The sequence below is a fragment of the Streptomyces sp. V4I8 genome (assembly GCF_041261225.1).
Classification (GTDB): Bacteria; Actinomycetota; Actinomycetes; order Streptomycetales; family Streptomycetaceae; genus Streptomyces.
On the sequence record NZ_JBGCCN010000001.1, the window covers coordinates 1,807,741 to 1,820,032 of the forward strand.

Annotated in this window: 16 protein-coding genes and 1 riboswitch; of the genes, 7 read left to right on the forward strand and 9 right to left on the reverse strand. The window is 70.9% G+C overall.

The window, feature by feature from the left end:
• Positions 1-33 precede the first annotated feature (33 nt).
• The 5 genes from ABIE67_RS08135 to ABIE67_RS08155 form a co-directional block, all read right to left on the reverse strand.
• Complete coding sequence (locus tag ABIE67_RS08135) at positions 34-708, reverse strand: urease accessory protein UreF (protein WP_370255614.1); 675 nt, start codon at positions 706-708, stop codon at positions 34-36.
• 13 nt (positions 709-721) lie between these two features.
• Positions 722-2,443, reverse strand: a complete 1,722-nt coding sequence (locus ABIE67_RS08140) for an urease subunit alpha (RefSeq protein WP_370255615.1) — start codon at positions 2,441-2,443, stop codon at positions 722-724.
• Positions 2,436-2,747, reverse strand: coding sequence for an urease subunit beta (locus ABIE67_RS08145; protein WP_048584957.1), 312 nt, complete (start codon positions 2,745-2,747; stop codon positions 2,436-2,438). The genes ABIE67_RS08140 and ABIE67_RS08145 overlap by 8 nt, the downstream gene beginning before the upstream one ends.
• A gap of 11 nt (positions 2,748-2,758) precedes the next feature.
• Entirely contained in the window at positions 2,759-3,061 is a 303-nt protein-coding gene (locus ABIE67_RS08150; RefSeq protein ID WP_010988499.1) for an urease subunit gamma, read from the reverse strand.
• Between the two features lie 132 nt (positions 3,062-3,193).
• Positions 3,194-3,814, reverse strand: a complete 621-nt coding sequence (locus ABIE67_RS08155) for a TetR/AcrR family transcriptional regulator (protein WP_370255617.1) — start codon at positions 3,812-3,814, stop codon at positions 3,194-3,196.
• A 117-nt stretch (positions 3,815-3,931) separates the two neighbouring features.
• Here ABIE67_RS08155 and ABIE67_RS08160 point away from each other — a divergent pair, with 117 nt between their 5' ends.
• The gene (locus tag ABIE67_RS08160; RefSeq protein ID WP_370255618.1) at positions 3,932-4,951 is read left to right on the forward strand and encodes an ABC transporter permease; all 1,020 of its coding nucleotides are present in this window, start codon (positions 3,932-3,934) and stop codon (positions 4,949-4,951) included.
• A gap of 91 nt (positions 4,952-5,042) precedes the next feature.
• Here ABIE67_RS08160 and ABIE67_RS08165 read toward each other — a convergent pair whose 3' ends face one another.
• A complete protein-coding gene (locus ABIE67_RS08165) occupies positions 5,043-5,330 on the reverse strand; it encodes a type II toxin-antitoxin system Phd/YefM family antitoxin (protein WP_370255619.1) in 288 nt (95 codons plus the stop codon).
• A gap of 68 nt (positions 5,331-5,398) precedes the next feature.
• On the opposite strand from ABIE67_RS08165, the gene ABIE67_RS08170 reads away from it, so the two are divergent.
• From ABIE67_RS08170 to ABIE67_RS08180, 3 genes are all read left to right on the forward strand, one after another.
• A complete protein-coding gene (locus ABIE67_RS08170; RefSeq protein ID WP_370255620.1) occupies positions 5,399-6,034 on the forward strand; it encodes an ATP-dependent Clp protease proteolytic subunit in 636 nt (211 codons plus the stop codon).
• Between the two features lie 7 nt (positions 6,035-6,041).
• Positions 6,042-6,350 carry a hypothetical protein gene (locus ABIE67_RS08175; RefSeq protein WP_370255621.1) on the forward strand — a complete coding sequence of 103 codons (309 nt, stop codon included), beginning with the start codon at positions 6,042-6,044 and terminating at the stop codon, positions 6,348-6,350.
• A gap of 340 nt (positions 6,351-6,690) precedes the next feature.
• A riboswitch (cyclic di-AMP (ydaO/yuaA leader) is annotated at positions 6,691-6,901 on the forward strand.
• Positions 6,902-6,904: 3 nt separating this feature from the next.
• Complete coding sequence (locus ABIE67_RS08180; protein ID WP_370255623.1) at positions 6,905-7,378, forward strand: C40 family peptidase; 474 nt, start codon at positions 6,905-6,907, stop codon at positions 7,376-7,378.
• Between the two features lie 54 nt (positions 7,379-7,432).
• Here the strand turns inward: ABIE67_RS08180 and ABIE67_RS08185 are convergent, their stop codons facing one another.
• Complete coding sequence (locus ABIE67_RS08185) at positions 7,433-8,047, reverse strand: LysE family translocator (RefSeq protein WP_370255624.1); 615 nt, start codon at positions 8,045-8,047, stop codon at positions 7,433-7,435.
• Between the two features lie 125 nt (positions 8,048-8,172).
• On the opposite strand from ABIE67_RS08185, the gene ABIE67_RS08190 reads away from it, so the two are divergent.
• On the forward strand, positions 8,173-9,093 hold the full coding sequence (locus ABIE67_RS08190) for a LysR family transcriptional regulator (protein ID WP_370255625.1): 921 nt from the start codon (positions 8,173-8,175) through the stop codon (positions 9,091-9,093).
• A gap of 83 nt (positions 9,094-9,176) precedes the next feature.
• On the opposite strand, the gene ABIE67_RS08195 is transcribed toward ABIE67_RS08190, so the two are convergent.
• Positions 9,177-9,620: an ATP-binding protein gene (locus tag ABIE67_RS08195; protein ID WP_370255626.1), complete on the reverse strand. Its 444-nt coding sequence runs from the start codon at positions 9,618-9,620 to the stop codon at positions 9,177-9,179.
• A 213-nt stretch (positions 9,621-9,833) separates the two neighbouring features.
• Here ABIE67_RS08195 and ABIE67_RS08200 point away from each other — a divergent pair, with 213 nt between their 5' ends.
• The gene (locus tag ABIE67_RS08200; RefSeq protein ID WP_370255627.1) at positions 9,834-10,703 is read left to right on the forward strand and encodes a helix-turn-helix domain-containing protein; all 870 of its coding nucleotides are present in this window, start codon (positions 9,834-9,836) and stop codon (positions 10,701-10,703) included.
• 9 nt (positions 10,704-10,712) lie between these two features.
• Positions 10,713-10,940 carry a DUF397 domain-containing protein gene (locus tag ABIE67_RS08205; protein WP_370255629.1) on the forward strand — a complete coding sequence of 76 codons (228 nt, stop codon included), beginning with the start codon at positions 10,713-10,715 and terminating at the stop codon, positions 10,938-10,940.
• Positions 10,941-11,026: 86 nt separating this feature from the next.
• Here ABIE67_RS08205 and ABIE67_RS08210 read toward each other — a convergent pair whose 3' ends face one another.
• Entirely contained in the window at positions 11,027-12,154 is a 1,128-nt protein-coding gene (locus ABIE67_RS08210; RefSeq protein ID WP_370255630.1) for an 8-amino-7-oxononanoate synthase, read from the reverse strand.
• Between the last annotated feature and the right edge of the window lie 138 nt (positions 12,155-12,292).

A 12,292-nucleotide genomic window follows, 5' to 3' on the forward strand; every position in this document is an offset into this window, starting at 1 on the left:
GGGACGGGTAGGGGCGGCGGGGGCGAAATCCCCCTACGACGCGAACAGCCGTACCGCCCAAGCCGCATGCACCTCCGCCCCGATCTCCAACAACGGAGCAGAACCCGCAGGCAACTCGTCGACCCCGCCCCCCACGACCCGCCGCCCGGCCTCCACCGCCCGGTCCACCACCCGGTCCATCTCGGACGCCAACCGCGCCAGCACCGCCGTGGCGTCAAAGGGATCAAGACTCAGCAACCGCACCGTCGCACTGGCCGGCCCACTCACACTCTCGTACGCCGCACAGTAAGCCGCCTCGACGGCCCCCAACCCCGCCGCCCGAGCGGCGACTCCGAGCACGACCGGCTGATGGGCCCCCTTGGGAAAGCGACGAGCCAGGTCATCCAGCTCACCGGACGGCCACGTCGCCCGAGCGGCCCGCATCAACTGCCGCCCCAGCTTGCGCGCCGCCACCCGCAGCGCGGGCGACGGCGTACGGGCGTCGGCCGCCGCGTCCAGGGCCACCGCGTCGACCCCGAGCGCGGCCGCCGCGGCGAGCGAGGCCGCGACCAGCCCCGTCGTGTGCAACCGCCCCCGGCAGAAGTCCTCCAGGCTCGCGGCCCCGGTGATCCGCCCGGCCTTGACGGCTTCCTCCGCCCCGCCGGAGTGTGCGTGCCCTCCGGCGGGAAAACGGCCGTCGGCGAGGACGAGAAGTGCTGCCCGTGACATCGGAACCCAGCTCTCAGAACAGGAAGTACCGCTGGGCCATGGGCAGTTCGGCGGCCGGACTGGCCTCCACCAGCTCCCCGTCGATATGCACGGCGAAGCTGTCGGGATCGACCCGCACCTCGGGCCGCGCGTCGTTCTGCCGCATGTCGGCCTTGGTGACCCCGCGCGTCGACTCGATGGCCACGAACCGCTTGCCGAGCTGGAGCCGCTCGGGAAGCCCGTCCTCGAGGGCGAGCGGCGCCACGAAGTTGAACGAGTTGGAGGCCGGCGCCCGCCCGATCGCCCCGTACATCGGCCTGGGCAGGATCGGCTGCGGCGTCGGGATCGAGGCGTTCGCGTCGCCCATCTGCGCGTACGCGATCTGCCCTCCCTTGATGACGAGGTGGGGCTTGACGCCGAAGAACGCCGGCTCCCACAGCACCAGGTCGGCGAGCTTGCCGGTCTCCACGGAGCCGATCTCGCGGCCGAGGCCCTGCGCGAGCGCGGGGTTGATCGTGTACTTGGCCACGTAGCGCCGCACCCGCAGGTTGTCGGCCCGCCCGTCCCCGGGGAGCGCACCGCGCCGCCGCTTCATCACATGTGCCGTCTGCCAGGTCCGCATGACGACCTCGCCCACCCGGCCCATGGCCTGCGCGTCCGACGAGATGATCGAGATGGCGCCCAGGTCGTGCAGGACGTCCTCCGCGCCGATCGTCGACGGCCGGATCCGCGACTCGGCGAAGGCGAGGTCCTCGGGCACCGCCGCGTTGAGGTGGTGACACACCATCAGCATGTCGAGGTGTTCCTCGGCGGTGTTGACGGTGAACGGCCGCGTCGGGTTGGTCGAGCTGGGCAGCACGTGCGACTCGGAGACGACGGTCATGATGTCCGGCGCATGTCCGCCGCCCGCGCCCTCGGTGTGGTAGGCGTGGATGCCGCGTCCGGCGATGGCTGCCAGGGTGTCACCGACGAAGCCCGCCTCGTTCAGCGTGTCCGTGTGGATGGCGACCTGGATGCCGGTCTGGTCGGCGACGGTCAGCGAGGCGTCGATGACGGCGGGCGTGGAGCCCCAGTCCTCGTGCAGCTTCAGCCCGAGCGCGCCCCCTCGGATCTGCGACAGCATCGCCTCGTGGGAGACGGTGTTGCCCTTGCCGAGGAAGCCGATGTTGAGCGGGTACTGCTCCATCGCCTCCAGCATCCGGGCCAGGTGCCAGGGGCCGGGCGTGACGGTGGTGGCCTTGGAGCCCTCGGCCGGTCCCGTGCCGCCGCCGACGAGCGTGGTGACGCCGGAGGACAGTGCCTCGTCGGCGATCTGCGGACAGATGAAGTGGACGTGCGCGTCTATGGCGCCGGCCGAAAGGATCCGCCCGTTTCCGGCGATGATCTCGGTCTCGGGGCCGATGACGAGGTCGGGGTGCACCCCGTCCATCGTGTCGGGGTTGCCCGCCTTGCCGATGCCGGTGATCCGGCCGTCGCGGATGCCGACGTCGGCCTTGACGATGCCCCAGTGGTCGATGATCACGACACCGGTGATCACCGTGTCGGGGGTGCCCTCCGCACGCGTGGCACGCGACTGCCCCATGGACTCGCGGATGACCTTGCCACCGCCGAACACGGCCTCGTCACCGGCGAGTCCCGGACCGCCGGAACGATCCTCCTCGATCTCGACGAGCAGATCGGTGTCGGCGAGCCGGATGCGGTCGCCGGTCGTCGGCCCGAACAGGTCGGCGTAGGCGGCACGGGAGATCTCAGGCATCGAGGGCACCTCCGGTCTCGCCGCGCAGTCCGGGCACCACGCGGGCGCCGGTGAGCGGGACGAGTTCGACATCGACGGGGATCCCGGGCTCGAAACGCACGGCGGTGCCCGCGGCGACGTTCAGCCGCTTGCCGCGGGCCGCGGCACGGTCGAAGTCCAGGCCGGGGTTGGCCTCGGCGAAGTGATAGTGGGAGCCGACCTGGACGGGCCGGTCGGCGGCGTTGAGGACGGTCAGCCGGGTGACGTCACGGCCCTCGTTGTAGGCGATCGGGCCGTCGGCGAAGAGGATCTCTCCGGGAATCATCGAGTTCCCCTTCAGACGATCGGGTCGTGGACGGTGACGAGCTTGGTGCCGTCCGGGAAGGTCGCCTCGACCTGGACGTCGTGGATCATCTCGGGGATGCCCTCCATGACGTCGTCCCTGGTGAGCAGCTTGCGTCCGGAGGACATGAGCTCGGCGACCGTACGGCCGTCCCGGGCGCCCTCGAGGATGTGCGACGTGATGAGGGCGACGGCCTCCGGGTGGTTCAGCTTCAGGCCACGGGCCCGGCGCTTCTCGGCCACGTCGGCCGCCACGTGGATGAGCAGCCTCTCTTGCTCGTGCGGGGTCAGTTGCACGTCCCACCTCACAGTCCTCGCTCCGGACCGTGCGGGGTCCGGTTGCCGCGGCCACGGGGCAAACTGCCTGGTGGCATGGATGGGAAGGCTAGTTGGGCCGCATTTCAAGCAAGTTAACCGAGCTGTGATCTCTCAGGCGTCGGCGGGCATGCTCATCAGGCCGCGCAGACCGTCCTGGAGGACCTCCACCGGTGCCGCCCCGAACAGGGCCTGCTGGGCGATGAACCCCTGCACGGCGGCGATCATGGTGCGTGCCGCATGCTCCGCGGGGACGTCCGACCGCATCATCCCGGCCTCCTGGTACGCCTCGACGGCCAGCACCCACCTCTCCCGCAGCTCCGTGTACACGTCCGTCAGAACGGCCGCCAGGTCCTCGTTGCGCACGGTCTCCGCCCAGACCTGCAGCATCAGGCGCGGGAACAGCACTTCACCGTCGCCGTTCAGGGACGGCCAGACGCGCAGGGTCCGCCCCAGGACCACGCCCACCAGGATGTCCGGCGGCGGGGGCGGGCTCTGCCGTGTCACGTCGTCGAAAGCCGCGCGGATCTCCCCGAGCACCTCTTTGACGATCGCGGCGATCAGCTCGTCCTTGCCGCTGAAGTAGCGGTAGACCGCCCCGGCCGAGAGGTCGACCTCCTTCAGCACGTCCTGCATGGACGTGGCGTGGAAGCCGTTGCGGGCGAAGAGCCGGGCGGCGCCGTCGAGGATCTGCCGGCGGCGGGCGTCGAGGTGCTCCTGGGATACGCGTGCCATGGTCAAAAAGTAAAACGAACATTCCTTCTTGACAAGCGGCGACCACCCGGAGCACGGTGATGACACAGGTAAAACGAACGATCCTTCTTTTTAGCGCAGCCATCCTCGGGAGACCCCATGTCCACCCCCTCCGCTGCACCGCCCAGGCCCGCCGCACCCCGGCGCCTGATCGCGGTCGTCGTCCTCGTCCCCGTCCTCGCCGCGCTGGCCCTGTGGGCCTTCGCCTGGCCCGCCGCCCGCACGGCCCCCCGCGACCTGCCGCTCGGCGTGGCCGGACCGGCCGCAGCGACGACCCAGGTGGAGCGGCAACTCACACGGCACGAGGGAGCGTTCGAGATCCACCGTTACGCCGACGAGGCCGCCGCCCGGGAGGCCGTCGAGGACCGGACCGTATACGGCGCGGTCGTCGTCACCCGGCAGGGCCCGGAGCTGCTGACCGCGTCGGCCGCGAGCCCGGCCGTCGCCCAGCTGCTCCAGCAGGCGGTGGCACAGCACGCCGCCGCCCAGGGCGCGGAGGTCAGGACGGTCGATGTCGTGCCCGCGCCCGCATCGGACCCGCGCGGCGCGGCCCTCACCGCGAGCGTCCTGCCGCTCGCCCTGGCGGGGATGGCGGCCGGCGCGGCGGTGACCCTGCTCGGGCTGCGCGGGGTGCGTGCCGTGAGCGCCCTGGCCGGTGCCGCCGCCCTGATCGGCGTGACCGCGGCCGCGCTCGCGCACAGCTGGCTCGGCGTTCTCGCCGGCGACTGGTGGGCGGAGGCCGGGGTGTTCGCCCTGACGACGCTGGCCGTGAGCGCCGCCGTGGCCGGGCTCGCCGCCCTCCTCGGCCCCGCCGGGGTCGGGATCATGGCCGCTGTCGTGATGCTGGTCGGCAACCCCTTCTCCGGGGCGGCCTCGGCGCCGCGGATGCTGCCCGAGCCGGTCGGCGTGATCGGCCAGTGGCTGCCGCCCGGGGCGGGCACGACCCTGCTGCGCTCGGTGTCCTTCTTCGACGGCGCGGCGGCGACCGGCCCGGCACTGACGCTGACCTGGTGGGCCGCGCTCGGCCTGGGAGCCGTACTGCTGGGCAACGCCCTCAAGAAGACCCGCACGACCGGCGCCGAGCCCGCGACCGAGAGGGAACCGGCCCCCGTCGGCTGACCGACCGGGCACACCGAACCGACCGGGCACCCCCGCTGTAGCGGACGGGGGTGCACGGTCCTGTGTTTTCCGGGAACCCGAAAGCCGGGCTCTACGCGGGGCCCGACCCCCGGTGCTCGGCGGCGATACCGAAGCGCTGCCGTTCGCGGGGAGCGGACGCGACCTCGCGGACACCGGAGACCGCGCTGACCACCTGCTCCTCGGCGAGTTCCGCCGGCTCCCCCAGCTTCTCCAGTCGCTCCAGGTCAGAGGCGGAGACAAGGGCGACGAGGGGCTTTCCGTGGCGCGTCACGACGACGCGCTCACCGCCGTACACCACGCGATTGATCAGTTCGGCGAGCTCAGCCCTGGCTTGCGTCACCGGAATCTCGTAGGCCATGCTCCCTACGTTACGTCATGTACGTCCTGTACATTTTTTACAGGCACCCCGCCAAGGGAGCGTGAGCCATGACCCGACCGACCGCCCGCCATGTGCTGCCCGAGTTCACCGAGCGCACGAGCAACGGCACCAGGACGCAGGACCCGTACTCGAAGCTGCTCGAGGAGCGGATCGTCTTTCTCGGCACGCAGATCGACGACATCTCGGCGAACGACGTGATGGCCCAGTTCATGTACCTGGAGCACAAGGACCCCGACCGGGGCATCTCGCTGTACATCAATTCGCCGGGCGGCTCCTTCAGCGCCATGTCGGCGATCTACGACACCATGCAGTACGTCACCTGTGACGTGGAGACGATCTGCCTGGGCCAGGCCGGCACGTCCGCCGCGGTGCTGCTCGCCTCGGGCACTCCGGGCAAGCGATTCGCCCTGCCCGGAGCCCGGGTGGTGATCCATCAGCCGGGGCTGCCCGAGCCGGTCCAGGGCCAGGCCAGCGATCTGGCCATCCAGGCCGACGAACTGACGCGCGTTCGGACCCGCCTGGAGGAGATGCTCGCCCGGCACACCGGCCGCAGCCGCGAACAGGTGACCGAGGACATCGAGCGGGACAAGATCATGAACGCCCAAGAGGCCCTGGAGTACGGACTGGTGGACGCGATCATCCCCAGCCGCAAGGCCACCCTCGCGCCGCCCACGGGGCGGTGATCGGCCGGTGCTTCCACCCGAGCTGCCGCCCCTGCCCGCGCTGACCCGCGCGGAGGGCGAGTTGATCGACCGCTATCTCGAGGCGGTGGACCTGCTCGGCCGTATCAACCCGGCCCAGCACGGCGACACCTACCGCGGACTGCGCGCCGCCCAGGCGCTGGTCGGCAAGGCGGCCGCGCTCCGGGACGCGCTGGCGCTGATGCACCAGCGGGGCGAGACCGAGCTGCACGCTCCCACGCTGGCGCGTGCGCTGCGCGTACTGGACGGAGAACGCCGCACGGCTCGCGTCACGGTGCCGCCGCGCTCCGACAGTTGACGACCCGTCCAGACCGGTTCCGGACGTCTCGGCCCACTGCCGAGGCGTCCGGAACGGAGCTGAAACGGACCAAACGACGTACCCCCTTTCGGCGTAGCCACCCGTCCTTTTGAGCACCCGTCAAGCTTGCGCAACAGGCATGACCGCGAGGCGGAATTAGACGTTCCGTCCCTGGTCGGGGCTGCTTGGGCATCTGGACGCCTCCTCGAACAGGGGGGTGTCCACCCGAACGGGTGAGTGGTGAGTAACCCCACAAATCCCCGGTTCCGTTGGGATTTTCGTTCAATCGTGCGTCAAGATCCCTGACTGACGACAAGCCCCCGCCACAGCGGCGGGGCGGTCCGGGCGGACGCCGAGTCCTGCCGCCGCCCGGATGACCGGTCGACAGGAGTGGATCGGCAGGAGTGGAGGACCCGAGCAAGACGGGTCGCCGGAGCGGACGTTCGTTCGATCCGAGCAGCCCTTGGGGTGAAGCCGCGGCAACGCGGCCGGGCAACTTCGCCAGCCCGAATCCGACAGGTCATCCTTCACAGGCGGCTGACGAAGGGTTGCGCATGACTGCGCTCAATCGTGTCCCGTCGCTCATGGCCCGGGCCGGTACGGCCTCGGCGCTCACCATCGCCGCAGTGGGCGGCTCGATAGTGGCGCCCGGCTTCGCCTCCGAGGCGGAGGCCGCCACGCCGGCGACGAAGGCACTCCAGGTCGCGGCCTCCAAGAAGGGCTCCCCGTACAAGTGGGGCGCCACCGGGCCCCACCGGTTCGACTGCTCCGGGCTCACGCTGTACTCGTTCAAGAAGGCGGGCAAGAAGCTGCCCCGTACGGCGGCCCAGCAGTACAACAAGACCCGCCACATCTCCGCCTCGAATCGCAAGGCCGGAGACCTGGTGTTCTTCCACTCGGGCTCGAACGTCTACCACGTCGGCATCTACGCCGGGAAGGGAAAGATCTGGCACTCCCCGAAGAGCGGCGACGTCGTGAGGCTGCAGAAGATCTGGACCAGGAGCGTCTGGTACGGCCGGGTCAAGTGACCTTCCCGGGGGCGGTGGCGGCGGCCTGACATGTCGTCACCGCCCTCGGGCTCGTCAGAGGGCGTACAGCGGCCCGGCGAGGAGTGCCACGCCGAAGGCCGTCAGCGCGGCGCCGGTGACGGTCGTGACGGCCCGGGCGGCCCGCGGGCGGCGCAGCCACCTGCCGAGCCGGTCCACCAGCAGGGCGACCACCTGGAACCACACTAGGGCGATCGCGAGCACGATCAGGGCGAGCAGCAGGGTCCGGGGCAGCGCCGGAGCGCCCGCGGGCACGAACTGGGGCAGGACGCTGAGGAAGGTGAGGGACGCCTTCGGGTTGAGGGCGTTGGTCACGAAGCCCTGCCGCAGCGGTCGCGCGGTGGAGTCCTCGCGCGCGTCCATGACTTCGGCGCGCCGCTGCCGCAGCGTCTGGACGCCCAGATACAGCACATAGACACCGCCGACCACTTGGAGCGCGCGGAACAACGCCGGTACGGCGGCCAGGACCGCGGCGACCCCCACCACCGCCAGCGTCACATGCACCAGCAGCCCGGCCCCGATCCCGAGCGCGCAGGCGATGCCGGCCCGGCGGGAGACGAGGGCGTTGCGTACGACGACGGTGAAGTCGGCCCCGGGCATGGCGACCAGGCCGGCGGAAACCCCGGTGAAGGCGATGAGCTGTGCGTCCATGCCTGTCAGCCTGCCGCGCGGGAGCCTTCAGCAGGTATTTCGAATGGTCTGGGTATTCCTTAAGCAATGCTTTAGGCTGCGCTCAAGACAGGCCCGGAGGCCCGCACGTTCCGAAGGGACCCGCCATGTACGACCCGACCCGCCTCGCCGCCCTGGTGGCGGTCGCGGAGGCGGGTTCGATCACCCGGGCCGCCGAGCGACTCGGCTACACCACGCCCGCGCTCTCCCAGCAGCTGGCCAAGCTGGAGCGCGAGGCGGGCACCGCCCTTCTGGTACGGCATCACCGCGGGGCCCGGCTGACGGATGCGGGCGAGCTGCTGGTGACCCGGGCGCGGCGGGTGCTCGACGAGCTGGAGCGGGCGCGGCTCGAACTGGCCCGGCTGACCGGCCTGACGGGCGGCACGCTCCGGCTGGGCACCTTCCAGACCGCGGGCATCCATCTGCTGCCGCCGGTTCTCAGCGCCTTCCGCCGGGCGCATCCTGACGTGGAGCTGACGGTCGCCGACTACGAACCGTCGGCCGGTGTCGCCGCCGTGGCGGCCGGGGAGATCGATCTGGCGCTGACACACGCCTACGATCCGGGCGATCCGATCCCGGTCGCCTCCTCCGTCCGGATCGAGCCGATCCTGGTCGAGGAGCTGGTTCTGGTGTCCGCTCCGGGCCACGCCCTCACCAGCGGACCGGCCCGGCTGCCGCTGACCGAGCTGGCCGGGCAGCCGCTGATCAGCATGGCGCCGGACGCGCCGGCCCGGCGGGGTGTGGAGGCGGTGCTGGCCGGGGCCGGGGCACTGCCCTCGGTGCTGGTGCCGACGCCGGGGTATCTCCTGGTGTGCGCGCTGGCCAGTGCGGGGCTCGGGGTGGCGGTCGTACCGGAGATGGTGGCGCGTACGTCGGTGACTCCGGTGGGGGTGCGGGCTCTGGAGGGCGGAGGGCTACGCCGTACGATCTCGGTCGCGTATCGCGCGGCAGAGACAGCACCCGCGGCAGACGCCTTCCGAGCGGTGCTGAGGGGCACTTTCAAACGAGCCCAGCAGTCCCCGCCCTGAGGGGCACGGGGCTGTATCGATATGCGGCTCCGCCGCGTGGGCGCGACCAGCCACAGTCGGACCCGCGGACAACGGACAACCCCTTACGGCTCTTGCGCCGCAGGCACCGGCACGGTCCAGGGCAGTTCGATCGACACGGTCTTGCCACCCTCGCGCGTCGGCCGCACTCTCAGCTTGCCGCCGCACTCCGCGGTCAGCCAGCGGATGATGACCATGCCGCGGCCGTTGTCCTGCTGGACGGCGGCCGGCAGCCGCTTGGGGAAGCGGGGGTGGCTGTCGGTGACCCCGATGCGCAGGTGTTCGTCACGGTCGAGCGCGAGGTCCACGGTGAAGGTGGGTGACTGGCCGAGGGTGTGCTGTACGGCGTTGGTGGTGAGTTCGGAGACGATCAGACGGATGGTGTCGGCCACCTCCGTGTCCGGTGGCAGTCCCCACTCGGCGAGAGTGGTGACCACGTAGGCCCGGGCCGCGGAGACCGAGGCGGGATCGCTCGACAGAGTGACGGATGCTTCCAGATGATCTGCCATGGCGACGTCGTCCCTTTCCCAACGGGACCGCAGTCCGACATGGAGCGGAGGGTTCGAGTACGGTCCCGGACTGGTGCTTCGTCGCCAGACTGCCATTACCAGGGCCGTCAGGGTGCCGATCCACCAAGATATGCATATATCTGTCGCTCGAAGCGGTGAACTCTGCGACGGCAGACCGTATTTGGGCGGCTCGGTTGGAGTAAGGAGTTGCCCATGCAGCACGGTCCCGCGGTGCGCCGCAGAAAACTGGGCGCGGAACTGCGTGCGTTGCGTACCGGGGCGGGGCTCACCAGCGGTGAGGCGGCCCGGCTGGTGGGCTGGCACCAGTCCAAGGTGAGCCGGATCGAGACCGGCGCCAGCGGGGTGAAACCGGCCGATGTGCGGTTACTGCTCGACGCGTACGGCGTACGGGACGCCCGGCTACGGGAGTTGCTGCTGGTGTTGGCGGGCTCCGACGAGGGGGGCGGGCGGCATCACTGGTGGCACGCGTACCGGGGAGTACTGCCGCCGACGTACCGCGACTTCATCAGCCTGGAGTCCCAGGCGAGCGCGATGCGCACACTGGAGACCTCCGTGGTGCCCGGGCTGTTGCAGACACCGGAGTACGCGCGGGCGGTGACCCGCGCCACGGTGGGCGGGCTCGACGATGACGCCGACGAACGTCTGGAGGCGCTGGTCGCGGTCCGTCTGGCCAGGCAGGACGTGCTGCGCGCCGATCCGCCGCTGGAGCTGAGCGCGGTGCTCGACGAGGCGGTGCTGCGCCGGGAGGTCGGCGGGCCCGAGGTGATGGCGCGGCAGTTGAGGCGGCTGGTGGAGGCGGCGCGGCTGCCCCAAGTCAGGCTGCAGGTCCTGCCGTTCGCGGCCGGCGAGCATATCGGCATCACCGGGCCTTTCGTTATCTTCTCATTTTCGCGCACTTCTGATCTGGATGTGGTTGTTCTCGACCACTTGACGAGTAGCCTCTACCTCGAGCGGAAAGAAGACCTCCAGGCCTACACGGAGGCCTTCAACGCCCTTCGGATCCACGCCCTTTCGCCCGAGGAATCGATGGATTACATCGCCGCGCTTGCCGGCGGCGCGTAAGGAGGCACCATGACCGCACTGCCTCGGAACATCAGTTCAAGTACCGATCTGCCCGGTCTGCGCTGGCTGCGCAGCAGTTACAGCACCGGAGCGAACAACTGCGTCGAGACGGCACGGCCGCACTCCGGTCCCTGGATCGGACTGCTCGCCGTGCGCGACTCCAAGGACCCGGCCGGACCCGCGCTGCTCTTCTCCCCCGAGAGCTGGACGGGGTTCACCGCCGCGTTCCAGTCCTGACCAATCCGATCAACCCCTGACCGTTTCCGATCGTTTCCATCTGATCAGTTCCGCCTCGTGCGACGGCAAGGCCGTGTCACGCCGACTCATGGTCGTGTCTCGCCGATCACCCGTACAGCGCGTTCGATCTGCCCCTCGGAGAGGTCCGCGCGGGCGGTAAGCCTCAGCCGTGAGATGCCGTCGGGGACGGAGGGAGGACGGAAGCAGCCCACGGCGAGGCCCGCTGCACGGCAGTCGGCCGCCCAGAGCACGGCCTCCTCCGGGGACGGCGCGCGCACGGAGACGACCGCGGCGTCCGGACGTACGGCCTCCAGGCCCGCGGCCGTCAGGCGGGTGTGCAGTTCGCCCGCCACCGTACGGGCCCGCGCCGCGCGCTCCGGCTCGCGGCGCAGCAACCTGAGTGCCGCCAGGGCAGCCCCCGCCGCGGCGGGGGCGAGGCCCGTGTCGAAGATGAACGTCCGGGCCGCGTTCACCAGGTGGTCGATCACCCGGGCGGGGCCCAGGACGGCTCCGCCCTGACTGCCGAACGACTTGGACAGCGTGACCGTCACGACGACGTCGTCGGCGCCCGCGAGTCCCGCCGCGTGCGGGGCGCCGCGGCCGCCGTCGCCCAGCACGCCGAGGCCGTGGGCGTCGTCGACGACCAGCCCGGCACCGTGGTCCCGGCACGCCTCGGCGAACCGGGCCAGCGGGGCGGCGTCGCCGTCGACCGAGAAGACGGTGTCGGACACGACGACGGCGGGCCCGTCATGCGTCTGGAGCGCCTTGCGCACGGCGTCCGGGTCGGAGTGCGCCACCACCTGGGTCGTGCCCCGGGCCAGCCGGCAGCCGTCGATGAGCGAGGCGTGGTTGCCCGCGTCCGAGACGATCAGCGAGCCGTGCGGCGCCAGCGCGGTGACCGCGGCGAGGTTGGCCGCGTAGCCGGACGAGAAGACCAGGGCCGCCTCGAAGCCGCAGAAGTCCGCCAGCTCGCCCTCCAGCTCGGCGTGCAGCTCCGTCGTGCCCGTGACGAGCCGGGAGCCCGTCGCCCCGCCGCCCCATGTCCGCGCGGCCCGGGCCGCGCCCTCGGTGACCTCGGGATGGCGGGCCAGACCCAGGTAGTCGTTGCTCGCGAGATCCAGGAGCGGCGTCTCGGCCGGGCGCGGGCGCAGGGTCCGTACGAGTCCGGCGCGGCGGCGTAGCTCCGCCTGTTCGTCGATCCAGCCGAACGCCATGACTCCTCCGGGCTTTTGTAGGCAGTGCACAGACACTAGTCGCACGGTCGGCTGCCCACGGTGTGGCAATACCCACACATCGAAGTGACAGGGTTGTTCAAAGTCTCCTTGGCTCGGAGGCCCTCCGTGCGTAAGGAT

Excerpts from the sequence above, each read along its gene's own strand:
- ABIE67_RS08170 (WP_370255620.1), top strand. The coding sequence starts at position 5,399 with ATGACCCGACCGACCGCCCGCCATGTGCTGCCCGAGTTCACCGAGCGC.
- ABIE67_RS08165 (WP_370255619.1), bottom strand. The coding sequence starts at position 5,330 with ATGGCCTACGAGATTCCGGTGACGCAAGCCAGGGCTGAGCTCGCCGAA.
- ABIE67_RS08160 (WP_370255618.1), top strand. The coding sequence starts at position 3,932 with ATGTCCACCCCCTCCGCTGCACCGCCCAGGCCCGCCGCACCCCGGCGC.
- ABIE67_RS08155 (WP_370255617.1), bottom strand. The coding sequence starts at position 3,814 with ATGGCACGCGTATCCCAGGAGCACCTCGACGCCCGCCGCCGGCAGATC.
- ABIE67_RS08190 (WP_370255625.1), top strand. The coding sequence starts at position 8,173 with ATGTACGACCCGACCCGCCTCGCCGCCCTGGTGGCGGTCGCGGAGGCG.
- ABIE67_RS08205 (WP_370255629.1), top strand. The coding sequence starts at position 10,713 with ATGACCGCACTGCCTCGGAACATCAGTTCAAGTACCGATCTGCCCGGT.
- ABIE67_RS08140 (WP_370255615.1), bottom strand. The coding sequence starts at position 2,443 with ATGCCTGAGATCTCCCGTGCCGCCTACGCCGACCTGTTCGGGCCGACG.
- ABIE67_RS08195 (WP_370255626.1), bottom strand. The coding sequence starts at position 9,620 with ATGGCAGATCATCTGGAAGCATCCGTCACTCTGTCGAGCGATCCCGCC.
- ABIE67_RS08180 (WP_370255623.1), top strand. The coding sequence starts at position 6,905 with ATGACTGCGCTCAATCGTGTCCCGTCGCTCATGGCCCGGGCCGGTACG.
- ABIE67_RS08145 (WP_048584957.1), bottom strand. The coding sequence starts at position 2,747 with ATGATTCCCGGAGAGATCCTCTTCGCCGACGGCCCGATCGCCTACAAC.
- ABIE67_RS08200 (WP_370255627.1), top strand. The coding sequence starts at position 9,834 with ATGCAGCACGGTCCCGCGGTGCGCCGCAGAAAACTGGGCGCGGAACTG.
- ABIE67_RS08210 (WP_370255630.1), bottom strand. The coding sequence starts at position 12,154 with ATGGCGTTCGGCTGGATCGACGAACAGGCGGAGCTACGCCGCCGCGCC.
- ABIE67_RS08185 (WP_370255624.1), bottom strand. The coding sequence starts at position 8,047 with ATGGACGCACAGCTCATCGCCTTCACCGGGGTTTCCGCCGGCCTGGTC.
- ABIE67_RS08135 (WP_370255614.1), bottom strand. The coding sequence starts at position 708 with ATGTCACGGGCAGCACTTCTCGTCCTCGCCGACGGCCGTTTTCCCGCC.